Below are 23,990 nucleotides of genomic sequence, written 5' to 3' on the forward strand. Positions count from 1 at the left end.
CACCACAGCAAGCCCTCTCCCAGAGTTAAATTCCTCTGGGCTACCACCCGGCAACTCGGGGCATTTGGCCCCAATAGCCATAGATCTTTACACACGTTTCAAAGGCTGAAATAACTCTGTGGTGAGCGGGCTTGCCCCGCGCTCTACCGCTCAATCGACCGACTCCACCGCGCATTCCACTCCGGCCGCGCCTGGTTCACCTGGTCCCAATCAATCGAAATCGCTGTCTGCAAATAACCCTGCATCGCCTCCACCCGCGCGCGGGTTTTGTCGGTGGTCGGCGTGGTCGGGTTCGAGGGGATTTGGTCACCTTCCTCCAGCGCCGGCGCCTGGGCTTCGGCGCTCAGCAGGTAGGCCGCGAGTTTCTGCGCCAGCTCCGGCTGGTCGTTGCGGGCGATTACGCATTCGGCGACGTTGAGCACGACCGCGCCTTCCTTGGGTTGCGCATATTCCATCGGTACGCCGAGCAGTTTCTGGGTAGCGACCTGGGTTGGGGTGAGGGGGAAGATCGCGGCTTCGTCGGTCTGCACCATCTCGGAGATTTTCGCCGAGCTGGCGATGTATTCCAGTACGTTGGGGCCGACGGTTTTCGGCCAGGCCTTGAAGCCGGGGTCCACGTTGGTCTCATCGCCGCCCTGCAAACGGTTGAACATCAAGAAACCGTGCAGGCCGAAGGTGGAGGAGGCCAGGGACTGGAACACCACTTTGTCCTTGAAGCGTGGGTCGGCCAGGTCCATCCACGACGTCGGGGCGGCCCAGCCTTTTTCCTTGAACAGCCTGGCGTTGTAGCCCAGGCCGGTGACGCCCAGGGTCACGGCCACCGCTTGGTCCTTGATTTTCGCCTTGGCCGGGATTTGCTCCAGGGTCGGGCTGGGCGTGAGTTTGTCGCACAGGCCCATGGAAATGGCGCGGTACATGATGCCGTCGTCGAGGAACATCACATGCATCTGCGGGTTGTTTTTATTGGCCTGGACCTTGGCGAGAATGTCCGACGAGGTGCCGGGTACGATCACCACTTTGACGTTGTTGGCCTTCTCGAACGCGGGCAGTACTTTATCGGCATACACCCGTTCCATGGTGCCGCCGTTCATGCCCAGATACAGGGTCGGCGCGGCATGGGCACCGGCGGCGAACAGGGCGAGGGTCAAGCAGGACAGTGCATTACGTGGGTTCATGGTTTTTCCTCTCAGGCTTGGAATCGACGGATGGAAAACGCTTCGATGGGCTGACGGCTGGCGCCTGAGCAGACGATCTCTGCCAAGGCTTCACCGACGGCAGGGCCGAGCTGGAACCCGGCGCCGGCAAAGCCGAAACCGTGGAGCAGACCCGGTGTGGTGCTGCTGGGACCGATCACCGGTTCATGATCGGGCAGGTAACCTTCGGTGCCGCTCCAGGTGCGAATCGCCTGGGCGCCCTGGAGAAACGGATACAGCTCGGCGGCATTGCGCAGAGTCTCCAGCACTGCCGCTTGCCCAGGGCGTGCCTGACGCGGCCCGAGGGCAAAACCACGCCCGCCACCCAGGATGCAATTGCCTCGCGCCACCTGGCGCGCATAGATCCCGCCGCCTTCGACGCCGGTGCTCACGTCCATCACTATCGGCAGCGGCTCGGTCACCAGCATCGCCGGGTGCGCCGAGGTGATCGGCACCGGTTCACCGAACTGTGCGGCCACGCTGCCGGCCCAGGCACCGGCACAGTTCAACAGCCATGGCGCGTGCAAGTGCAGGCCATTGGCACAGTGCACTTGGAACACGCGGCCATCGTGCTCGATGCGTACCACTTCGGCCTGTTCGTGCACGACCGCACCGTGACGCTGCGCCGCGCGGGCAAAGGCCGGTGACACCAGGCGCGGGTTGGCATGCCCGTCTTCCGGGCACAGCGAGGCGCCGACCGCCACGTCGCCCACCCACGGGAAGCGCGCGCGCAGTTCGGCGCGATCCAGCAGTTGCAGGCCCAGATCAAACTCGCGGGTGCGCTCGGCGTAGGCGTGCAGCGCGGCGAAATCGGCGGCGCTGCGGGCCAATTTCAGATGCCCGCAGCGCACGTATTCGCCGTCGATGCCGATCAAACCCGGTAACTCGCCCCATAACTGATGGGCGCGCTGCGACAGTGGCAATTGATGCAGGGGCCGACCCTGGCGGCGCACGCCGCCGTAATTGACGCCGCTGGAATGGGAGCCGCAAAAGTCACGCTCCACCAGCGTCACGCGCTGGCCTTTTTGGGCGAGCATCAACGCCGCCGACGCGCCGACAATACCGCCCCCCAGTACGATCACGTCGCTCATGGCTGCACCTGCACGCCAAACGGCAGCGGCTTGATCGGGGCTTGACCACGTAGGCGACCGACGTCCTCAACGCTGCGGCCGCTGCGCTCAGCGACAATCTCCGCTGCCGCCAACCCACACAACCGGCCCTGGCAGCGCCCCATGCCGACGCGGCAGTGGGCCTTGACCCGATTGATCTCCCAGTGACCGGCGTCCACCACCGCGCGGATATCGCCGGCGCTGACTTCTTCGCAGCGACACACGGTCAGATTGTCCGGCGCTTGTGCCGCCCACTTTTCTGGAAAGGGAAACGCGGTCTCCAGGCCCAGGCGAAAGCGCTGGATGCGCGCCAATTGCTGTTCCAGCACGGCGGGCCTGTGCCGATCAATGGCGATGCCGACGTCTTCCAGTAGCGCCAGCGCCGCGCGTTCGCCGGCCATTTGCGCAGCGTCCGCACCCATGATTGCGGCGCCGTCACCTGCCAGGTATACGCCGTTTACGCTGCTGCGCCCGGCGCTATCGCGGGTGGGCAGCCAGGCGCGGTTCAAGGGGTTCCAGGCGAATGCACAACCGAGCAGATCGGCCAGTTGGGTTTCGCTACGCAGGGCATGGGCGAAGGCGACGGCGTCGCAGGCGAGGGTGTGGGCGCCCCAACGAATGCCGCTGACCCGTTGCACACCGTCGATCTGCGCCAGCGTCGCGCCCTGATGCACGGGCACCCCGTGGGCCGTCAGCCAGGCGCGGTAGTACATGCCCTTGGCCAGCGTCGCCGGTTGCCCAAGCAGGGCCGGCAGCGCGCGGCACTGGGCGCTGAACGGGGCGCTGTCGAGCACCGCTACCACCGTCGCGCCGGCCTTGGCGTATTGGTACGCCACCAAATACAACAAAGGCCCGCTGCCACACAGCGCCACCCGCTCACCGATTGCGCAGCCCTGATACTTCAAGGCGATCTGCGCTGCGCCCAGGCTGTAGACACCGGGCAAGGTCCAACCGGGCACCGGCAGGATACGGTCGGTGGCACCGGTGGCGACGATCAGCCGCGAATACTCGACGCTGTCGGCGCGGTTATCCGTGAACAGGTCCAGGCGCTGGTCCTCGGCATTCCACACCAGGGTGCGTGGCCGATAGTCGATCAAGGGGGCCAGCTCATCCAGGGTGCGATGCACGGCCTGGGCCTTGCCCGCTTCGAAGCCATAGAGCTGCTGGGCGGTGCGCTGGAAGCCTTCGGGTTGGCGCCGATAAATCTGCCCGCCGCCGCGCAGACCTTCGTCCACCAGGCAGGCGCGGGTGCCGTAATCGAGCAGGGTGCGCGCCGCGCTGATGCCCGCCGGGCCTGCGCCCACAATCACCACCGGCTTCATGCTGTACGCCCCGGATCGCGGCGAATCGCCTGGCCTTCTTCCAGCAGGGTCGAACAGGCCCGCACGCGCCGGCCGTCCTCCAGCCGCACCCAGCAATCCTGGCAGGCGCCCATCAGGCAAAACCCGGCGCGGCGCTCGGCGCTGAAGTCGCTGCCGCGCAGGTGTTCGCTGCAGGTCAGCACGGCGGTCAGCAGGGTGTCGCCGAGCAAGGCGCTGGCCGGCTGACCGTCGAGGGTAAACGCGACCACAGGGCGCGCGGTGTCGGCCAAGCGTTTGAACAAGCCCATCAATGTTTCCCCACCAGTACGCGGTCCAGGCCGTAGACCCGGTCCAGCAGAATCATGGTCGCTGCCGTCAGCGCGATCACCAGCGCCGACACCGCCGCCATCATCGGATCGATGGATTCGGTGGCGTACACGTACATGCGCACCGGCAGGGTTTGGGTCGCCGGCGAGCTGACGAAAATCGACAAAGTCACTTCATCGAAACTGTTGATAAACGCCAGCAGCCAGCCGCCGGCCACGCCGGGCAGGATCATCGGCAGGGTGATCTGGCGAAACAGCGTAAAGCGGCCGGCCCCCAAGGATTCGGCGGCCTGCTCGGCGCTGCGGTCGATGCCGATGGCCGCCGCCAGCACCAGGCGCAGCACGTACGGGGTGATGATCACGACGTGGGCGAGCATCAGCCAAGTGAAGCTGCCGTTCACCCCCATCAGGGCGAACAGACGCAACATCGCTACCCCCAGCACCAGGTGCGGAATGATGATCGGCGACAGGAACAAGGCGCTGAAAAAGTCGCGCCCCGCAAACGAGTAGCGACTGATCGCCAACGCCGCCGGCACTGCGATCAGCGTGGCCAGGGTCGCGGCGCTGAACGCCAGGATCAGGCTGTTGTAGAACGCCTGGATAAAGTCGGCACGCTCGAACACCGCGCGGAACCAGCGCAGGGAGAAACCCTGGGTCGGCAGACTCAAGGTGTTCTCCGGGGTAAACGCCACCAGGCATACCACCACCAGCGGCGCCATCATGAACAGCACCACCAAGCCATGGAAGCCGAGGGCCAAAGGACCGTTTCTGGACATGTGTCTAAACCCCCAGGGACTTTTTGTAACGGCTTTCGAGCAGGCGGTTCCAGCTCAGCATGATCAGCAGGTTGAGCAGCAACAGCACCACCGCGATGGTCGCGCCCATGGGCCAGTTGAGTTCCGAGAGGTACTGGTCGTACACCACGGTGGCGACCATTTTCAGGCGGCGTCCGCCGAGCAGGCCGGGAATAGCGAACGAGCTGGCGGCCAGGCCGAACACAATCAGGGTGCCGGACAGCACCCCCGGCATCACCTGGGGTAACACGATCTTGCGCATCACCGTGGCCTGGCTGGCGCCGAGGGACAGCGCCGCCTGTTCGGCCGACGGGTCGAGCTTTTGCAGCGAGGTCCACACCGGAATGATCATGAACGGCAGCATCACATGCACCAGCGCGATGATCACCGCGAACGGCGTGTACAACAGCTTCACCGGCCGTCCGCCGAGCACTTGGATCAATTGGTTGACCAGGCCATCGGCCCCCAACAGCAGGCTCCAGCCGAACGCGCGCACCACTACCGATATCAGCAGCGGGGTGAGGATCAGGATCAGAAAGATCGAGCGCCACGGTGTACCCATGCGGCTGAGGATGTAGGCCTCCGGCACGCCGATCACCACGCACAGCAAGGTGACCAACGCGCTGATCCAAAACGTGCGCCAGAAGATCTCGTAGAAATACGCATCGCTGAACAGCGCCAGGTAATGGGCGAGGGTCCACTCATGGGCCTTCACCCCCACTTGGTAGTCGAACACGTTGAACGACAGCACCAGGGTCAGCCCCAACGGCAGGATCAGCAGCCCGGTAAACAGCAGCAGCGCCGGCAGCGACAGCAGATAGCCCCGACTCATGGGCGTACCTCGTCGGCAGCCAGCACCCGCAGCAACTCGGCCGGCCACTCAAGGCCCACCGCTGCGCCGTTGCCCAGCGGTGCGCTGCCATCGTTGGCGCGCACCACGGTGATTTCACCCAGCGAAGTGTGGATGCGGTACAGCCATTGGCTGCCGAAGAAGAAGCGGTCGAGCACCTGGCCTTGCAGGCGCCCGCTGCCGGCGTTGACCAGCTGGATTTTCTCCGGGCGCAGGCTGAGGGTCAGTTCGCCGTCGCCGCTTGCCTGCCGCACTTGCGGCGTGCCGAGGGCGTCGTAATCGCCGGGCAACAGGTTGGCCTTGCCTACGAAGTCAGAAATAAAGCGTGTGCGCGGGTGTTCGTAGAGGGTGTAGGGCGCGTCGATCTGGGTCACGCGGCCGGCCTCCATCACCACCACGCGGTCGCTGATGGACAGCGCTTCGGCCTGGTCGTGGGTGACCATCAGCGTGGTGATGCCCACCGCGCACTGGATGCGGCGGATCTCGAACTGCATCTCTTCGCGCAGGTTGGCGTCGAGGTTGGACAGCGGCTCATCCAGCAGCAGCACCGGCGGTTCGATCACCAAGGCGCGCGCCAGGGCCACGCGTTGGCGCTGGCCGCCGGACAGCTCACGGGGGTAACGCTCGGCGTGGGGAGCCAGGCGCACCAGGTCGAGCACGGTCTTGACCTTGCTGGCGATCTCGGCGGCGGGCACTTTGCGCATCTTCAGGCCGAAGGCGACGTTGTCGCGCACGCTCATGTGCGGGAACAGCGCGTAGCTCTGGAACACCACGCCCAGGCCACGGCTGGCGGGCTTGGCGTGGGTGATGTCGCGCCCATCCAGCAGGATCTGGCCGCTGGTCACCTCGACGAAGCCGGCAATCATTTGCAGGGTAGTGGTCTTGCCACAGCCCGAAGGGCCGAGCAGGGAAACGAACTCGCCTTTTTCCACGGCCAGGTCGGTGGCGACCACGGCGTCGACGGCGCCGTAGCGTTTGCTCAAGGCGTTGAGTTGGAGAAATGCCATGTCTGCGTTCCACCTTTTTCAGTCGCGTCGAAACGCGCTTTTTTTGTTTTGGGCAGATGCGAAAAGCGTATTGCGGGTGCGTTGGCGCTCGATCTTGAGTCGGCTGCCGTGTGTTGTTCGTTTTCGCCCCTGTGGACGCAGATTAGGACGAAGACTAGGATGCGCGAAAGATGGAATTTCACTGAATGAACTACTTTTTTCAGTTTTATTCATTCACCAGAATTAATAGCGAGAAGATGCGGTATGGATTCCACTGAGCGGAATGAAAATCTAAAGGAAGTTGGCGCCGGTGCTGTGTCGCGCGTGTTTGCGTTGTTGCGCGCATTGGGCGAAGTCTGCGAAGGCGGCGAACGGGTAACGCAGCTCGCGCAACAGGTCGGCCTTTCGCAACCCACCACCCACCGCCTGCTACGCAGCCTGATGGAAGAGGGCATGGTGGAGCAGGATGCGCGCAGCAAGCGCTATCGCCTGAGCCTGGAGTTCTTCGCCCTGGCGGCCAATGCGGGCAAGACCGGCAACCTGCGCGACCTGGTGCGACCGAGTCTTTTGCGCCTGAGCGCCTCCTTGGGCGATTCGCTGTTTTTGCTGGCGCGCAGCGGCTTCGATGCGATTTGCCTGGACCGCAGCGAAGGTCCGTACCCGATCCGCACCTTCACCGGCGACATCGGTGGGCGCGTGGCCCTGGGTGTGGGGCAGGGCAGCCTGGCCATCCTGGCCTACTTGCCGGAGGAAGAACGCGAAACCGTGATCCGCTACAACCTGCCCCGGCTCAAGGACTTTCACCTCTACGACGAAGTGCTGCTGCGGTCGGAAGTGGAGAATGTGCGCACCCTGGGCTATGCGGCGCGTAACACCGGGGTGCTGGAAGGCATGGCGGGCCTGGCGGTGCCGATCCTCAATCGCGAGGGGCACGCGGTGGCTGCGTTGAGTGTGGCGACCATCAGTGATCGCTTGGGGCCGAGCCGCTTGCCGATGGTGGTGGAATTGCTCAAGCGCGAAGCCGCAGCCATCGGGCCGAGGATCAATCCCTTTGATCCGACGTTACGCAGGCCGTCGAAGACGTTTGGCGATTGAGCCTGGCCGATCATCCTGTCGATAAAGGACAAACCTCGAGAAGATAGGATCCAATTACGGTATAACCCTCGGACGCTCTAGCTCTCCGAGGCCCGGTTTTTTCATGCAAAGCCCTTTGCAACGTCCGCTGTGGCAGGTCTACCTGATCTTTCTCGCACCGATGGTGCTGTCCAACTTCCTGCAAAGTTTGTCCGGCACCCTCAATGGCATCTATGTCGGGCAAATGCTCGGCACCCAGGCCCTGGCAGCCGTGTCGGGGATGTTCCCGGTGGTGTTCTTTTTCATCGCCCTGGTGATCGGCCTGGGGGCGGGCGCGTCGGTGTTGATCGGCCAGGCGTGGGGCGCTCAGGAAACGGCAATGGTCAAGTCCATCACCGGCGCTACGCTGGCCCTGGGCGCGCTGGTGGGCGTGAGTGCGGCGGTGCTGGGCAGTCTGTTTGCGCGCTCGGCGTTACAGGCCCTTGGCACGCCGCTGGATGTGCTCGACGATGCGGTCGGCTATGCGCGGATGATGATGCTGATCATGCCGTTACTGCTGGTGTTCATCCTCTACACCCAACTGTTGCGCGGCGTCAGTGACACCATTTCACCCTTGCTGGCGCTGATGGTTTCGACCCTGGTGGGCCTGCTGCTGACTCCCGCGTTGATTGGCGGCTGGATCGGCCTGCCACCCCTGGGCATCCAGAGCGCGGTGTACGCCGGTCTGGTGGGCAACGGGGCGGCGATGCTGTTTTTGATCCTGCGCCTGCGCCGCAAACAGCATGTGATGGCGCCGGATCGCGAGTTACTTGCGGCTTTACGCCTGGACCGCGCGATTCTCGGCAAAGTGCTGCGTATCGGCTTGCCCACCGGCCTGCAAATGGTGGTGTTGTCGCTGTCGGAATTGGTCATCCTGGCGCTGGTCAACGGCCACGGCTCCCAAGCCACTGCGGCTTATGGCGCGGTGACGCAGATCGTCAACTACGTACAGTTCCCGGCCTTGTCGATAGCCATCACGGCCTCGATCCTCGGCGCCCAGGCAATCGGCGCCGGGCGCCTGGAGCGCATCGGCCCGATCCTGCGCACCGGCCTGCTGATCAACACCTGCCTGACCGGCGGTCTGATTGTGCTCGGCTATGCACTGTCGCACTGGTTGCTGGGGCTGTTCATCACTGAGGCGCAGGCGCGGGTCAACGCTGAACACCTGTTGCACATCATGTTGTGGAGCATCCTGGTGTTCGGCTTTCAGGCTGTGGTGGGGGGCATCATGCGCGCCAGTGGCGTGGTGCTGATGCCGGTAGCGATTTCGATTTTCTGCGTGCTGTGCGTCGAGTTGCCGATGGCCTACCTGTTCAATGCGCATTTCGGTCTGGAAGGGGTGTGGATGGCGTTCCCGGTCACCTACCTGGCGATGCTCGGGCTGCAGACCGCGTATTACCGGTTGGTATGGCGGCATAAGCAGATCAAACGGTTGGTGTGATGGAAAAAATGCGCACATTCAGCACAGAAGGCGTCTGAGTCATGGCAAACCCTTACGCGGATTTATTCCAGGTTCCCGGCGCCCGCGCCTTTGTGCTGGCGGGCATGCTTGCGCGCATGCCGGTGTCGATGACCGGTATCGGCCTGATCACCATGCTCTCGCAAGTGCAGGGTGGCTATGGCCTGGCGGGCTCGGTGGCGGCGGTGTTTGCCCTGGCCACGGCGTTCTGTGCGCCGCAGGTCTCGCGCCTGGTGGATCGCTACGGGCAGGGCCGAGTGCTACCGATCGCCGCGTTGATTGGCGGCGGCGCGTTATTACTGTTGTTGTTATGCACGCGTCTGCAGGCGCCGACCTGGACGCTGTTTGTATTTGCCGCGCTGTGCGGCTGCATGCCGAACATGTCAGCCATGGTGCGAGCACGCTGGACCGAGGTGTATCGCGGCCAACCCCGATTGCGCACGGCGTTTGCTCTGGAGTCGGTGCTCGATGAGGTGTGCTTTATCATTGGCCCGCCGATTTCGGTCGGGCTGAGCGTCGTAGTGTTTCCCGAGGCCGGGCCGTTAGCGGCGGCGCTGCTGCTGGCCGTAGGTGTCACCACCTTCGTGTTGCAGCGCGAGACCGAACCGCCGGTGCATGCGTATCAGGATCATCACGGCCGCTGGCTGATCGCGTCGCCCTCGGTGCTGATCCTGATGATCCTGCTGCTGGCCATGGGCGTGATCGTCGGCGTGGTGGATGTGGTCAGCGTGGCGTTCGCCCAGCAGCAGGGCCAGCCGGCGGCGGCGAGCATTGTGCTGTCGGTGTATGCCATCGGCTCGTGCCTGGCCGGGCTGGGCTTCGGCGCCCTCAAACTCAAGGCGTCCTTGCCACGGCAGTTCCTCACTTGCGGGGTGGCGACGGCGCTGACCACCGTGCCGTTGCTGTGGGCAAGCAATATCCCTGGCCTAGCCGTGGCGATTTTTATCTCCGGGCTGTTTTTCGCGCCAACGCTGATCGTCTCCATGGCCCTGGTGGAGCGCCTCGTCCCGCCCAGCCGCCTGACCGAAGGCATGACCTGGCTGATCACCGGCCTGAGCATCGGGGTAGCCATTGGCGCCGCGAGTTCCGGCTGGATGATCGACCACTTCGGTGCCGCCAGCGGGTTCTGGGTGGCGCTGGCCGCGGGGGGCGTGGTGCTGGGGGCGGCATTACTGGGGTATCGGCGGTTGGGGTAGTTTGCTATGCGCTGGGGTGAAGTTCTGCGAAGTGATGTTGCAGGAATTCATTCAGCGCCTGACGCGTCAGGTCATTGAGCGTGACTTTCTTGCGGGTCGCCGCCAGCGCCGCAGCCAAATGCAGGTCATGTCCAACCCGCACATTGAAAGAGCCCTTGCATGGCTTTTCCGGGGTTTGACCAAGGTTCTGGCACGTCACGAGATAGTCGTCCACGGCCGCCTGAAAAGCGGCATCCAAATCAGCGACGGTTTTTCCTTCGTAGCTGATCAGCGCCTTGATGAACAAGATCTTGCCGAACAGGCAGTTGTCTTCAAGGCTGGCCTCGATAGAGCCGATGTAGCCTTTGTGTTTGAGTTGGTTGTTCACTGAATCAGTTCTCCTGATTTCAATTGTTCGATGATCTGACGTCGAATGTAGTGCTTCAGTTCGTTGCCAGGGTGAGGCTTGTGCAGCGTGATCATGGCAGTGGGGTCGCCACTGTCGAACTTGACGCGGCTTCCAGCCCCTTCGATCTGTGTGTAGCCCAGGCGACGCAGCAGCGTGACGAGTTCGGGCCATGTAAATGCCATTTGCTCATTGAGCAGTTTGGCCAGCAGCTTTTCATTTTTGGACACGGCGTTCCTTGCGTGTAACTAAATGTAGTTGCAGAGAGTGGTTTGCGTCAATGCTAGCTCGGTTACGTGCAGCTTTCCCGTCACAGGTGTAACCCTTGATGACGCTCGGTTTCGCGCCTGCATCCCCTCGCTAATTTTTCCTTTCGCGATTCGTTTTATAGGGACGACGTGCCTTTGTGCTTCCTGCCTATTGCTCCGGATCCCAAGAAATGAATGCTGAAGACTCCTTGAAACTTGCTCGCCGGTTTATCGGGTTGCCCCTGGAAAAACGCCAGCGGTTCTTGCAGGCCTTACAGACAGAAGGCGTGGAGTTTTCGCGGTTTCCGATTCCGGCTGGGGTGCAGGCGGAGGATCGCCAAGCGTTGTCCTATGCGCAGCAGCGCATGTGGTTTCTTTGGCAATTGGATCCGACCAGTGGCGCCTATAACTTGCCGGGCGCGGTGCGGCTCAAAGGCACGCTGAGCTTGCGGGCTATGGAGCAGGCGTTCGCCAGTCTGGTCGAGCGCCACGAAACCCTGCGCACGGTGTTTCAGCGCCAGGCTGATGAACGCTTGTCACAGGTGGCCATTGAGCCATCGGTGGTGGTGGAGCAGCTCGACCTGAGCGACCTGCCGCCGGCCGAGCGGGAGCTGGCGGTGAGCGACGCGGCGGTGCGCCAGTCGCTGTTGCCGTTCGATCTGGAGCATGGTCCGCTGCTGCGCGTGCAACTGCTCAAACTCGCCGAGCAGGAGCATGTGCTGCTGCTGACCCTGCACCATATCGTCTCCGACGGTTGGTCGATGAATGTGCTGATCGACGAATTCATCCGCTGCTACGACGCCTACGAACGCAACGAAACACCCCGACTGCCGCCGCTGCCGATCCAATACAGCGACTACGCCCTGTGGCAGCGCCGCTGGCTGGAAGCGGGGGAGCAGGCGCGGCAACTGGATTACTGGCAGGCGCGCCTGGGGGATGAGCACCCAGTGCTGGAACTGCCCACCGACCGCCCGCGCCCGGCCATGCCCAGCTACCAGGGCACTCGCCATCACTTCGCGATTGACGCGGACCTTGCCGCGCAATTGCGCAGTTGTGCGCAGCGCCACAATGTCACTCTGTTCATGCTGTTGCTGGGTGCATTCAACGTGCTACTGCATCGCTATACCGGCCAGGGTGATATCCGCGTCGGCGTGCCGATCGCCAACCGCAACCGCACGGAAGTCGAGGGGCTGATTGGCTTCTTCGTCAACACTCAGGTGCTGCGCACTGAACTGACCGGGCAAACCCGCGTCGCCGAACTGCTGCAAGCCATCAAGGAACATGCCCTCGGCGCCCAGGCCCATCAGGAATTGCCCTTCGAGCGCCTGGTGGAAGCGCTGCACGTCGAACGCAGCCTGAGCCATACGCCGCTGTTCCAGGTGATGTACAACCACCAACCGGTGGTGGCCGATATCGCCTCGGTCAGCACCGCCTCGGGCCTGGAGCTGGCCCTGGTGGAGTGGCAAGGCCGTACTACCCAGTTCGACCTGACCCTGGATACCTACGAAAAATCCGGCACCCTGCACGCTGCGCTGACCTACGCCAACGACCTGTTCGACGCGCCGTCCATCGAGCGTATGGCCCGCCACTGGATCAGCCTGCTGCACGCCATGGTGGGCGATGGCGAGCAGCGTATCGGCGAGTTGCCGATGCTGGACGCCGACGAACTTCAACGCGTGACCCACACCTGGAACCAGACCGCGCAAACCTATCCCACTGAGCGCGGCATCCACCACCTGATCGGAGACCAGGTACGCGCCACCCCAGATGCCACGGCCTTGCAGTTCGGCGATACCACCCTGAGCTATGCCCAGCTCGATACCCGCGCCAACCGTTTGGCCCATGCGTTGATCGAGCAGGGCGTTGGCCCGGATAGGTTGGTCGGGATCTGCGCCGAGCGTTCGGTGGAGATGGTCATCGGCCTGCTGGCGATTCTCAAGGCGGGCGGCGCCTATGTGCCGCTCGACCCCGAATACCCCCGGGAGCGCCTGGCCTACATGCTTGAAGACAGCGGCGTCCAACTGCTGCTTACCCAGCAGAGCCTGCTGCCGTCGTTGCCCACTGCGGGTATCCGGGTGATTGCCCTCGATCAGCCTGGCGATTGGCTGGAGGGCTACAGCAGCGCATCGCCCGAAGTGACCGTGCACGCGCTGAACCTGGCCTACGTGATCTATACCTCCGGCTCCACCGGCAAACCCAAGGGGGCCGGTAACAGCCATCGCGCGTTGGTCAACCGGCTGTGCTGGATGCAGCAAGCCTATGGCTTGGGCGTGCGCGACGCGGTGTTGCAGAAGACGCCATTCAGCTTTGACGTGTCGGTCTGGGAGTTCTTCTGGCCGCTGATGACCGGCGCGCGCCTGGTGGTTGCGGCCCCCGGCGAACACCGTGAACCGGCGCGCCTGATCGAGAGCATCGGACGCCATGCCATCACCACCGTGCACTTCGTGCCGTCGATGCTGCAAGCGTTTATCCACGAGCCGGGCGTGCAGGGTTGCGCGAGCCTCAAGCGCATCGTGTGCAGCGGCGAAGCCTTGCCGCTGGAGGCGCAGCAGCAGGTGTTCGCCAAGTTGCCGAATGCCGGCCTGTACAACCTTTACGGCCCGACCGAAGCCGCCATCGACGTGACCCACTGGACCTGCATCGACGAAGGCGCCGACTGTGTACCCATCGGCCGTCCTATCGCCAACCTCGGCACCTACGTGCTCGACGCCCAGCTCAACCCGCTGCCCGCCGGGGTATCTGGCGAGCTGTACCTGGGCGGCGCCGGCCTGGCACGCAGTTACCATCGGCGTGGCGCGCTGACCGCCGAGCGCTTCGTGCCCAGCCCGTTCGCCGCGGGGGCGCGTCTGTACCGGACCGGCGACCGTGTGCGCCAGCGTGCCGATGGGGTGATCGAATACCTCGGACGCCTCGATCATCAGGTCAAGCTACGGGGTCTGCGTATCGAGCTGGGGGAAATCGAAACACGTCTGTTGCAGCACCCGTCAGTGCGCGAAGCCGTGGTGCTGGTGCAGGGCGGCAAGCAATTGGTGGCCTATCTGGTGCCGCAGGGTGACGCGCCGGACGACCTCAAGGGCTGGCTGCTCAACAGCCTGCCGGAATACATGGTGCCGACCCATTGGGTGCACCTGGCCAAACTGCCGGTGACCGCCAATGGCAAGCTCGACCGTAAAGCCTTGCCGCTGCCGGACGCCGCGCCACAGCAGGCTTACAGCGCCCCTCAGAATCCCATGCAACAGGCGCTGGCGGCGATCTGGAGTGATGTGCTTGGCGTATCCCAGGTCGGCCTGGACGACAACTTTTTCGAACTGGGCGGCGATTCGATCATCTCCATTCAGGTGGTCAGCCGCGCGCGTCAGGCCGGTATCCGCCTCAGCCCGCGGGACCTGTTCCAGTACCAGAGCGTGCGCGGCCTGGCGCAGATCGCGAGCTTTGAGCAACTGGCGGTGATCGACCAAGGCCCTGTCAGCGGCGACGTGATCCTGACCCCAGTGCAGGCCAGCTTCTTCGAGCAGGCGATCCCGGCGCGTCAGCACTGGAACCAATCGCTGCTGCTGACCCCGCGCGAAGCCTTGGTACCGGCACGCCTGGAAGCGGCCCTGACCCGGTTGATCAACCATCACGACGCCCTGCGCCTGCGCTTCGTCGAGCGGGACGGCCAATGGCAGCAACAGCACGCCGCGCCTATCACTGAGGCAGCATTGTGGCAAACCCAGGTCGCCGACGATAACGAGCTGGCCGCACTGTGCGATGAGGCCCAGCGCAGCCTGGACCTGGCACGCGGCCCGTTGCTGCGCGCCGTGCTGCTGACAATGACCGATGGCACGCAGCAGTTGCTGCTGGTAATCCATCACCTGGTGGTCGACGGCGTGTCCTGGCGCGTACTGCTGGACGATCTGCAACAGGCTTATCGCCACGCCGCATTGCCAGCCAAAACCAGCGCCTACCAACAATGGGCGCAACAGTTGCAGGCCCATGCACTGACCCTTGATGCCCAACTGCCGTACTGGCAGGCGCAGTCCATGGCGACGGAGCTGCCCTGCGACAACCCTCACGGCGGCCTGCAAAACCGCCTGGGCCGCACCCTTGAAATCCGCCTCGACACCGAGCACACCCGCCAGCTCTTGCAGGATGCTCCAGCGGCTTATCGCACCCAGGTCAACGACCTGCTGCTGACCGCCCTGGCGCGCGTCATCAGCCGTTGGAGCCAGCAACCTGCGGCGTTGATCCAACTGGAAGGCCATGGCCGGGAAGACCTGTTCGACAGCCTCGACCTGAGCCGCACCGTCGGTTGGTTCACCAGCCTGTTCCCGCTGCGCTTGCAGGCCAACGGCGAGTTGTCGAGCGCGATCAAGGCGGTCAAGGAACAGCTGCGCGCCGTGCCGCACAAAGGCATCGGCTATGGCCTGCTGCGCTACCTCGGCACCCCGGACGCGCGTGCAAGCCTGGCGAGCCAGGCCGCGCCGCGCATTACCTTCAACTACCTGGGCCAATTCGACCGCCAGTTCGACGAGGCGGCGCTATTCGTCCCGTCGCCACAGGGCAGCGGCCAGGCCCAGGACCCCGAGGCGCCGTTGGCCAACTGGCTGACAGTGGAAGGGCAGGTGTATGGCGGCGAGCTGGCGTTGCGTTGGGGCTTTAGCAGCGAGATGTTCGACGAGACGACCGTCCAGCGTCTGGCCGACGACTATGCCGCCGAACTCAAGGCCGTGATCGAGCTGTGCTGTGCCACACCGGCGGGGCAGGTCACGCCGTCGGATTTCCCCCTGGCGCGCCTGAGCCAGGCGCAATTGGACGGGTTGCCTGTGGCGGGGCCGCAGATTGCCGATCTCTACCCGCTGTCGCCGATGCAGCAGGGCATGCTGTTCCACAGCTTGTACGAACCCGAGGCCCAGGCCTATATCAACCAACTGCGCCTGGATATCGAAGGCCTGGACCTGCTGGCGTTCGGGCGTGCCTGGCAGGCCGCCCTGGACCGCCATGACATCCTGCGCAGCAGCTTTCATTGGCTGGGCCTGCACAGCGCCCATCAACTGATCCAGCGCCATGTCGATTTGCAGTTGCAGGTGATCGAAGACACGGGCGCCGATCTGGATGCACTGGCCGAAGCCGAGCGCGACAAGGGCTTTGCCCTCGACGCGGCGCCGCTGTTTCGCCTGATGCTGGTGCGCGGCGCCGGCCACGGGTGGCACCTGATATTCACCAGTCACCACATCCTGATGGATGGCTGGAGTAACGCCCAATTGCTTGCCGAAGTGATCGCTCACTACGCCGGCCATGCCGTCCCTGCGCCGGCAGGGCAGTTCCGCGATTATCTCGGCTGGTTGCAGCAACAGCCTTCTGGCGAGGCATTCTGGAAAGCCGCATTGGCACCGCTGGAAGCGCCGACCCAACTCGCCGACACGCTGCGCACACCGGTCAACGGCACCGGCATGGCCGATTACCCCATGGTGCTGGACGCCGACTTCACCCGCGCCCTCGGTGAATTTGCCCGCGCACGTAAAGTCACCCTTAACACCGTGCTGCAAGGCGCCTGGGCCTTGCTGTTGCAGCGTTACACCGGCCAAGTCTGCGTGGCGTTCGGTGCCACGGTGGCCGGGCGTTCGGCACCGTTGCCGGGGATCGAGCAGCAGTTGGGCCTGTTTATCAATACCTTGCCCATCGTCAGCGCGGCGTCGCCTTCGCAGTCGGCCGCCGATTGGCTCAGCGCGTTGCAAACCCTCAACCTGAGCCTGCGCGATCACGAACACGTGCCGCTCTATGACATTCAAGGCTGGGCCGGCCAACAGGGCGCGCTGTTCGATACCTTGCTGGTATTCGAAAACTTCCCGGTGGCCGAAGCCCTCAAACAGGGCGCGCCCGCCGGGCTGACGTTCGGACCGTTGCACAACCACGAACGCACCCATTACCCGCTGACCCTGGGCATAGAGCTAGGCGCGAGCCTGCGCCTGGAATTCAGCTACGACCGTGCACGTTTCAGTGCCGAGCAGGTCGGCCGACTGGGCGCCAACCTGCGGCATCTGCTGGTGCAACTGCTCACCGATGCCCAGGCGCCGTTGGGCAGCCTGCAGCTGCTGGGGCCCGACACCCGGCGCGAACTGCTCGCCCGCAGTCAATCAGCTGCCGCCGCCCAGAGCCGCGCGCGCGTGCATGAACGCATCGCCGCTCAGGCCGCCAGCACCCCCGACGCACTGGCCGTGCATGCGGCTAACGGACAGTTGAGCTACGCACAGCTCAACGCGCGAGCCAACCGTCTGGCTCATCGTCTGCTGGAGCTTGGCGTTGCTCCCGGCCAGCGCGTGGGCCTGGCGTGTCGCCGTGGTCCGCAGTTGATCGTCAGCCTGTTGGCCGTGCTCAAGAGCGGCGCGGCCTATGTACCGCTGGACCCCAAATACCCAGCCGAGCGCTTGGCCTACATGCTGGCCGACAGTCGCTTGAACCTGCTGCTCAGTGAAACCGGGCTGCTTGCCGACCTGCCGTTGCCCGAGGCCCTGACCCGCTTGGACTTCAGTGCCGAGGGGGCGGAGCTGGCGGGCTACTCGGCGCTCAATCCGCCCAACCATGCCGCCGCTGCCGACCTGGCCTACGTGATCTACACCTCAGGTTCCACCGGCCAGCCCAAGGGCGTGGCCATCGACCATGCCGCTCTCGGCCAGTTCTGCGACAGCGCCGCTCGCTATAGCCAATTGCGTAGCGATGACCGTGTGCTGCAGTTCGCCACGTTCAGCTTCGACGGCTTTGTCGAGCAGTGTTACCCACCACTGTGCATGGGCGCGGCGCTGATCATGCGCGGTGACGAGCTGTGGGACGCCGGGCAACTGGCACGGGAAATCGTCGAGCAGGGCGTGACCCTGGCCGACCTGCCAGCGGCCTACTGGTACCTGCTGGCCAAGGAGTGCGCCGTGGATGGCCGAACGCTGGGCAACCTGCGCCAGGTGCATGTGGGGGGCGAGGCGATGTCGGTGGAAGGGCTGCGCGCCTGGCACGCCGCTGGGCTGGGCGCTGTGCGCCTGGTCAACACCTACGGGCCGACCGAGGCCACCGTGGTGTCCAGCGTGCACACCTGCCAACTGGCGGATGCCAGCGAAGCGTTTGGCGTACCGATTGGCCGCGCCATCGAAGGCCGTGGGCTGTATGTGCTCGACAGTGCCTTCGACCTGCTGGACAGCGAAGGCGTCGGCGAGCTGTGCATCGGCGCCGAAGCCGGCCTGGCCCAGGGGTACTTCGACCGCCCGGCGCTGACCGCTGAACGCTTCCTGCCCGACCCGTTTTCCAGCACGCCGGGTGCGCGGCTCTACCGCAGTGGCGACCTGGCCCGCTACAACGCGGCGGGCGCCCTGGAGTATGTGGGGCGTATCGACCATCAAGTCAAAGTGCGTGGTTTCCGTATCGAAATGGGCGAGATCGAAGCCCATCTGCAAGGCTTGCCGCAGGTACGTGAGGCGGCCGTGATCGCCCAGCCGAGCGCGACCGGTGCGCAACTGGTGGCCTACGTCGTACCGGCCCTGGAGCAGCCGCTGAATACCCAGGCCCTGGCGGCGACCTTGCAGCGCTCCCTGCCGGACTACATGGTGCCCGCGCACTGGGTGGTGCTCGATGCGCTGCCCTTGAACCCCAGCGGCAAACTCGACCGCCGCGCGCTGCCGGCCCCGGACCTGAGCCAATCGCCCCAAGCCTACCGTGCCGCCCAAACCCCGCTGCAACAGCAACTGGCGGCCATTTGGCAGGCGGTTTTGCAGGTCGAGTCGGTTGGGCTGGATGACCACTTTTTCGAACGCGGCGGCCACTCCTTGCTGGCCACCCAGGTGATCTCTCGGGTGCGCCACGACCTCAAGCGGGAAGTCCCGTTGCGCGTCTTGTTCGAACAGCCGACGCTGGAAGCGTTTGCCGTGGCGTGCGCGGACGTGCAGGCCGACACCGCGCCGCCGATGGTCAGCGTGTCTCGCGAGCAGCCGCTGGCACTGTCCTATGCCCAGGAGCGCCAATGGTTTCTGTGGCAACTGGACCCGACCAGTGCGGCGTATCACATGCCCAGTGCATTGCGTCTGCGGGGGCCGTTGAATGTCGATGCGCTGCAACAGGCCCTGGATGCCCTGGTCGCTCGCCACGAAAGCTTGCGCACCCATCTGCTCCAGGAAGCCGAGCGCACTGTGCAGGTGGTCAGCCCGCAGGTACACCTTGCCATGGCCGTGCTCGACACCGATGAAGCGCACCTTGAAGCCACACTGCAAGCCTGTATCGCGCAACCTTTCGACCTGCGTGCGGGGCCGCTGATGCGGGTCAACCTGTTACGCCTGGCCGAAGATGAGCATGTGCTGGTGCTGGTACAGCACCACATCATTTCCGATGGCTGGTCGATGCAGGTGATGGTCGACGAGCTGGTGCAGCTCTATGGCGCTTGCAGTCAGGGCCAGCGCCTGCAATTGCCGGCGCTGCCGATTCAATATGCCGATTACGCGGTGTGGCAACGCCAGTGGATGGAGGCGGGCGAGAAGGCGCGTCAACTGAGCTACTGGCGCGAGCTGCTGGGCGGTGAGCAACCTGTGCTGGAGCTGCCGTTCGATTATCAGCGCCCGGCGGTACCGAGCCATCGTGGCGCGCGTTTGTCCATTGACCTGTCGAGCCCGTTGCTCGACGACCTCAGGGCCCTGGCTCAGCGTGAAGGGGTGACCCTGTTTATGCTGTTGCTGGCGTCTTATCAGGCGCTGCTGCACCGCTACAGCGGCCAACAGGACATTCGCGTTGGCGTGCCGATTGCCAACCGCAACCGGGTGGAAACCGAGCGTCTGATTGGCTTCTTCGTCAATACCCAGGTACTCAAAGCCGAGATCGATGGTCACGTCAGCGTGCGCCAATTGTTGGCCCAGGTGAAAGAGCGTGCCCTGGAAGCCCAGGCCCATCAGGACCTGCCCTTCGAGCAATTGGTCGAGGCCCTCCAGCCCGAGCGCAGCCTGAGCTTGAGCCCATTGTTCCAAGTGGCGTTCAACCACCATATCAGCCAGTCCGGCCAGCATCTGCAGCGTCTGGCGCATTTGGACATGATCCCGGTGACGTGGGGCGACACCAATGCGCATTTCGATCTGGTGTTGGATATCGATGAGTCCCAGGAGCGGCTCAACGCTTCGTTGAGCTACGCCACCGACCTGTTTACCGCCGCCACCATCGAACGTATGGGCCGCCACTGGCATAACCTGTTGCAGGCAATGGTGGCCGACCCGCAGCAGAGCATCGGCCAGTTGAAATTGCTGGATGACGCGGAGCAACAGCACATTCTGCACCTGTGGGACCGCAGCGATGCCGGCTTCTCGGCCCAGCGCCTGGTGCACGAGTTGTTCGCCGACCGCGCCCAGGAAACCCCCGACGCCGTGGCGGTGAAGTTCGACACCCAAACCCTGACCTACGGCGAGCTGGACCGCCAGGCCAACCGCCTGGCCCATGCGTTGATTGCCCGTGGGGTTGGCGCGGAAGTGCGGGTGGCTATCGCCATGCCGCGCAGTGCCGAGATCATGGTGGCGTTCCTGGCGGTCATGAAGGCTGGTGGCGTGTATGTGCCGCTGGATATCGAATATCCGCGTGATCGGCTGCTGTATATGTTGGAGGACAGCTGCGCTCAGTTGCTGCTGACGCATTCGGCGGTGCAGCCGCGCTTGCCGATCCCGGATGGCCTGCATGTCCTTGCAATTGATCACACACCGCTCTGGTCCGACCACCGCGACACCGCCCCCAACGTCGCACTGGACGGCGACAACCTCGCCTACGTGATCTACACCTCCGGCTCCACCGGCATGCCCAAAGGCGTGGCGGTGGCCCACGGCCCGTTGGTGGCGCATATCATCGCCACCGGCGAGCGCTACGAAACCGGCCCGACCGACTGCGAACTGCACTTTATGTCGTTCGCCTTCGACGGTTCCCACGAAGGCTGGATGCACCCGCTGATCAACGGCGCCAGCGTGCTCATCCGCGACGACAGCCTGTGGCTGCCCGAGTACACCTACGAACAGATGCACCGTCACCACGTGACCATGGCGGTGTTCCCGCCGGTGTACCTGCAACAACTGGCCGAGCATGCCGAGCGCGATGGCAACCCGCCGAATGTGCGCGTGTACTGCTTTGGCGGCGATGCGGTGGCCCAGGCCAGTTACGACCTGGCCTGGCGCGCGCTGAAACCGACGTACCTGTTCAACGGCTATGGCCCGACCGAAACCGTGGTCACGCCATTGCTATGGAAAGCGCGACGCGGCGACCCATGCGGCGCGGTGTACGCGCCGATCGGCACCTTGTTGGGCAACCGCAGCGGCTACGTACTGGACGCGCAGCTCAACCTGCAACCCATCGGCGTGGCCGGTGAGTTGTACCTGGGCGGCGAGGGCGTGGCGCGGGGTTATCTGGAGCGCCCGGCACTGACCGCCGAGCGCTTCGTGCCGGACCCGTTCGGCAAACCTGGCAGCCGCGTGTACCGCAGCGGCGACCTGACCCGTGGGCGTGGGGATGGAGTGGTGGATTATCTCGGGCGTGTGGACCACCAAGTGAAAATCCGTGGTTTCCGTATCGAACTGGGCGAGATCGAAGCGCGCCTGCGCGAGCAGGACAACGTTGGCGAAACCGTGGTGGTGGCCCACGACGGCCCGTCCGGTAAGCAACTGGTGGCCTACGTGGTGCCGGCCCGCGCCACCGACCACGGCGCGCTGCGCGACAGCCTGCGCCGCGCCCTGAAAACCCGCCTGCCGGACTACATGGTGCCTACGCACTTTATGTTCCTGGCGCAGATGCCGCTGACCCCCAACGGCAAGCTCGACCGCAAGGGCCTGCCGGCGCCGGACGCGAGCCTGATGCAACAGACTTACGTGGCTCCTGAAGCCGAACTGGAACAACAGATCGCCGCGATCTGGGCCGAGGTGTTGCACCTGCCCCAGGTGGGCCTGAACGACAACTTCTTCGAGGTGGGTGGGCATTCGCTGCTGGCGATCCAGATCACCTCGCGGGTCCAGGCCGAACTGGGCCTGGACGTGCCGCTGGTGGAAGTGTTCCAGACCGAAACCCTGCGCGCCTATGTGCAGGCCGCAGCCACCTTCCGTGCCGGCAGCGCGGAAGACTTTGATGATCTTCGTGACTTTTTGAGCGAACTAGAGGCGATTTGAAGCATGCTTACCAACCCTAATATCGATCTGGTTTCGCGCTTTCTTCGCCTGCCTCTGGAACAGCGCCAGCAGTTTTACCAGCGCCTGCAAAGCCGAGGCATGAGTTTCGCGCAATTGCCCATTGCCTCGGTTCGCGAGGCCGACCAACACCTGCCGCTGTCCTACGCCCAGGAGCGCCAGTGGTTTCTGTGGCAGTTGGACCCGGACAGTGCGGCCTATCACGTGCCCGGTGCCCTGCGTCTGTGCGGGATGCTGGACAAGGCCGCCCTGCGGCGCAGCTTTGCCAGCCTGGCAGCACGACATGAAAGCCTGCGCACCCGCCTGCACCTGGACGACGAATCGCGCACCCAACAAGTGTTACCCCATACCGACATCCAGATCCTTGAAGACCGTACCGACGAGGCGCAGCTCAAGGCCCGGGTCGAGGCCGAGATCGCCCGTCCGTTCGATTTGCGCCAAGGCCCGCTGTTGCGGGTAACCCTGTTGGAACTCAATGCACAGGAGCATGTGCTGGTGCTGGTGCAGCACCATATTGTGTCCGATGGTTGGTCTATGGGCGTGATGGTGCAGGAACTGATGCAGCTATACGCCTCGTACAGCCAGGGTCAGGACTGCACCTTGACGCCGCTGCCGATCCAGTACGGCGACTATGCGTTGTGGCAACGCCGCTGGATGGAGGCGGGCGAGAAAACGCGCCAATTGGACTATTGGCGTCAACTGCTGGGCGGTACACAGCCGGTGCTGGCGCTGCCCCTCGATCGTCCGCGCCCGGCGCAACAGCGCTTTCTCGGTGCCCGTCAGGACATCCAGCTTGACCCTGGGCTGGTGACCGGTTTGAAGGCCCTGGCCCAACGCGAAGGCGTGACCCTGTTCATGCTGTTGCTGGCATCGTTCCAGCTGTTTTTGTACCGCTACAGCGGGCAGCGCGATATCCGTGTCGGCGTGCCGATTGCCAACCGCAACCGTGTCGAAACCGAGGCGCTGATCGGTTTCTTCGTCAACACCCAAGTGCTCAAGGCCGACCTTGATGCTGCCATGAGCTTCGCCGAACTGCTCCAGCACACCAAACGTCGTGCGCTGGAAGCCCAGGCCCATCAGGATTTACCCTTCGAGCAGCTGGTGGAGGCCTTGCAGCCTGAGCGCAGTCTTAGCCATAACCCGTTGTTCCAAGTGATGTTCAACCATCAGGCGCAGGTGCGGACGGCCATACAACAACTGCCGGGCCTGCGGGTGGTCAGCCTGGAACATGAGACCCGCACCGCGCAATTCGACTTGAGCCTGGACACCCAGGAGACCGAGGACGGCCTCTGGGCGTCGCTGACTTACGCCACGGACTTGTTCGATGCCAGCACCGCCGCGCGCATGCTCCGGCACTGGCTGGGCCTGCTGCGTGGGGCGGTGTCCGACACGACGCGGCCCTTGCAGGACCTGGCCATGCTGGACATGACCGAGCGCCAACAAATACTTAAGCAGTGGAACGCCACCGCCCGCGACTACCCGCAAAACCAGTGGGTGCATCACCTGATCGAAGCCCAGGCCAAACGCCAGCCGCAGGCCACGGCCCTGGTGTTTGCCGAGCAACGTATCGACTACGCCGAGCTCAACCGCCGCGCCAACCGCCTGGCCCATCGCTTGATCGAGGCCGGTGTCGGTCCGGATGTGCGTGTGGGGCTGGCGGTGGAGCGCTCCTTCGACATGGTTATCGGCCTGCTTGCGGTGCTCAAGGCCGGCGGCGCCTATGTGCCGCTGGACCCCGACTACCCACGCGAACGCCTGGCCTACATGCTCGACGACAGCGGCGTGCAACTGCTGCTGACCCAAGCGCCTTTGCTCGGCCAGTTGCCGATTCCGCAAGGCTTGGAAACCCTGATACTGGGCGAGTCGAGTTACGA

The 23,990-nt window shown here is 64.2% G+C and carries 14 protein-coding genes; 5 read left to right on the forward strand and 9 right to left on the reverse strand.

The window, feature by feature from the left end:
* Nucleotides 1-143 precede the first annotated feature (143 nt).
* From YA0848_RS31445 to YA0848_RS31475, 7 genes are read right to left on the reverse strand one after another with little or no spacing between them, the layout of a single operon-like run.
* Nucleotides 144-1,175 carry an ABC transporter substrate-binding protein gene (locus YA0848_RS31445; RefSeq protein ID WP_034096954.1) on the reverse strand — a complete coding sequence of 344 codons (1,032 nt, stop codon included), beginning with the start codon at nt 1,173-1,175 and terminating at the stop codon, nt 144-146.
* An 11-nt stretch (nt 1,176-1,186) separates the two neighbouring features.
* On the reverse strand, nt 1,187-2,284 hold the full coding sequence (locus tag YA0848_RS31450) for an NAD(P)/FAD-dependent oxidoreductase (RefSeq protein ID WP_198712490.1): 1,098 nt from the start codon (nt 2,282-2,284) through the stop codon (nt 1,187-1,189).
* Entirely contained in the window at nt 2,281-3,624 is a 1,344-nt protein-coding gene (locus YA0848_RS31455; protein ID WP_169903955.1) for an FAD/NAD(P)-dependent oxidoreductase, read from the reverse strand. The genes YA0848_RS31450 and YA0848_RS31455 overlap by 4 nt, the downstream gene beginning before the upstream one ends.
* Nucleotides 3,621-3,911 (reverse strand): (2Fe-2S)-binding protein, encoded by a 291-nt coding sequence (locus YA0848_RS31460; RefSeq protein WP_040268003.1) that lies wholly within the window; start codon nt 3,909-3,911, stop codon nt 3,621-3,623. Before YA0848_RS31460 ends, YA0848_RS31455 begins: the two co-directional genes overlap by 4 nt.
* Nucleotides 3,911-4,705 carry an ABC transporter permease gene (locus YA0848_RS31465; protein WP_034096958.1) on the reverse strand — a complete coding sequence of 265 codons (795 nt, stop codon included), beginning with the start codon at nt 4,703-4,705 and terminating at the stop codon, nt 3,911-3,913. Before YA0848_RS31465 ends, YA0848_RS31460 begins: the two co-directional genes overlap by 1 nt.
* A 4-nt stretch (nt 4,706-4,709) precedes the next feature.
* On the reverse strand, nt 4,710-5,555 hold the full coding sequence (locus YA0848_RS31470) for an ABC transporter permease (RefSeq protein WP_034096959.1): 846 nt from the start codon (nt 5,553-5,555) through the stop codon (nt 4,710-4,712).
* Nucleotides 5,552-6,580: an ABC transporter ATP-binding protein gene (locus YA0848_RS31475; RefSeq protein WP_034096960.1), complete on the reverse strand. Its 1,029-nt coding sequence runs from the start codon at nt 6,578-6,580 to the stop codon at nt 5,552-5,554. The genes YA0848_RS31470 and YA0848_RS31475 overlap by 4 nt, the downstream gene beginning before the upstream one ends.
* Before the next feature lie 243 nt (nt 6,581-6,823).
* On the opposite strand from YA0848_RS31475, the gene YA0848_RS31480 reads away from it, so the two are divergent.
* The 3 genes from YA0848_RS31480 to YA0848_RS31490 all read left to right on the forward strand — a co-directional run bounded on the left by YA0848_RS31480 (nt 6,824) and on the right by YA0848_RS31490 (nt 10,327).
* Nucleotides 6,824-7,654: an IclR family transcriptional regulator gene (locus YA0848_RS31480; RefSeq protein WP_034096961.1), complete on the forward strand. Its 831-nt coding sequence runs from the start codon at nt 6,824-6,826 to the stop codon at nt 7,652-7,654.
* 103 nt (nt 7,655-7,757) lie between these two features.
* A complete protein-coding gene (locus YA0848_RS31485; RefSeq protein ID WP_034096962.1) occupies nt 7,758-9,113 on the forward strand; it encodes an MATE family efflux transporter in 1,356 nt (451 codons plus the stop codon).
* 41 nt (nt 9,114-9,154) lie between these two features.
* A complete protein-coding gene (locus YA0848_RS31490; RefSeq protein ID WP_034096963.1) occupies nt 9,155-10,327 on the forward strand; it encodes an MFS transporter in 1,173 nt (390 codons plus the stop codon).
* Nucleotides 10,328-10,331: 4 nt separating this feature from the next.
* Here YA0848_RS31490 and YA0848_RS31495 read toward each other — a convergent pair whose 3' ends face one another.
* Together YA0848_RS31495 and YA0848_RS31500 are read right to left on the reverse strand one after the other, a co-directional pair.
* The gene (locus tag YA0848_RS31495) at nt 10,332-10,694 is read right to left on the reverse strand and encodes a type II toxin-antitoxin system HicB family antitoxin (RefSeq protein ID WP_034113094.1); all 363 of its coding nucleotides are present in this window, start codon (nt 10,692-10,694) and stop codon (nt 10,332-10,334) included.
* A complete protein-coding gene (locus YA0848_RS31500) occupies nt 10,691-10,942 on the reverse strand; it encodes a type II toxin-antitoxin system HicA family toxin (RefSeq protein ID WP_034096965.1) in 252 nt (83 codons plus the stop codon). Before YA0848_RS31500 ends, YA0848_RS31495 begins: the two co-directional genes overlap by 4 nt.
* Nucleotides 10,943-11,151: 209 nt before the next feature.
* Between YA0848_RS31500 and YA0848_RS31505 the strand changes: the two genes are divergently transcribed.
* Both YA0848_RS31505 and YA0848_RS31510 read left to right on the forward strand, forming a co-directional pair.
* The gene (locus YA0848_RS31505) at nt 11,152-22,098 is read left to right on the forward strand and encodes a non-ribosomal peptide synthetase (RefSeq protein ID WP_198712488.1); all 10,947 of its coding nucleotides are present in this window, start codon (nt 11,152-11,154) and stop codon (nt 22,096-22,098) included.
* Nucleotides 22,099-22,101: 3 nt separating this feature from the next.
* Nucleotides 22,102-23,990 (forward strand): condensation domain-containing protein (locus tag YA0848_RS31510; RefSeq protein ID WP_198731492.1); only part of this gene is annotated, 1,889 nt, incomplete at its 3' end.

The organism is Pseudomonas sp. S4_EA_1b, from assembly GCF_016307435.1.
Classification (GTDB): Bacteria; Pseudomonadota; Gammaproteobacteria; order Pseudomonadales; family Pseudomonadaceae; genus Aquipseudomonas; species Aquipseudomonas rhodesiae.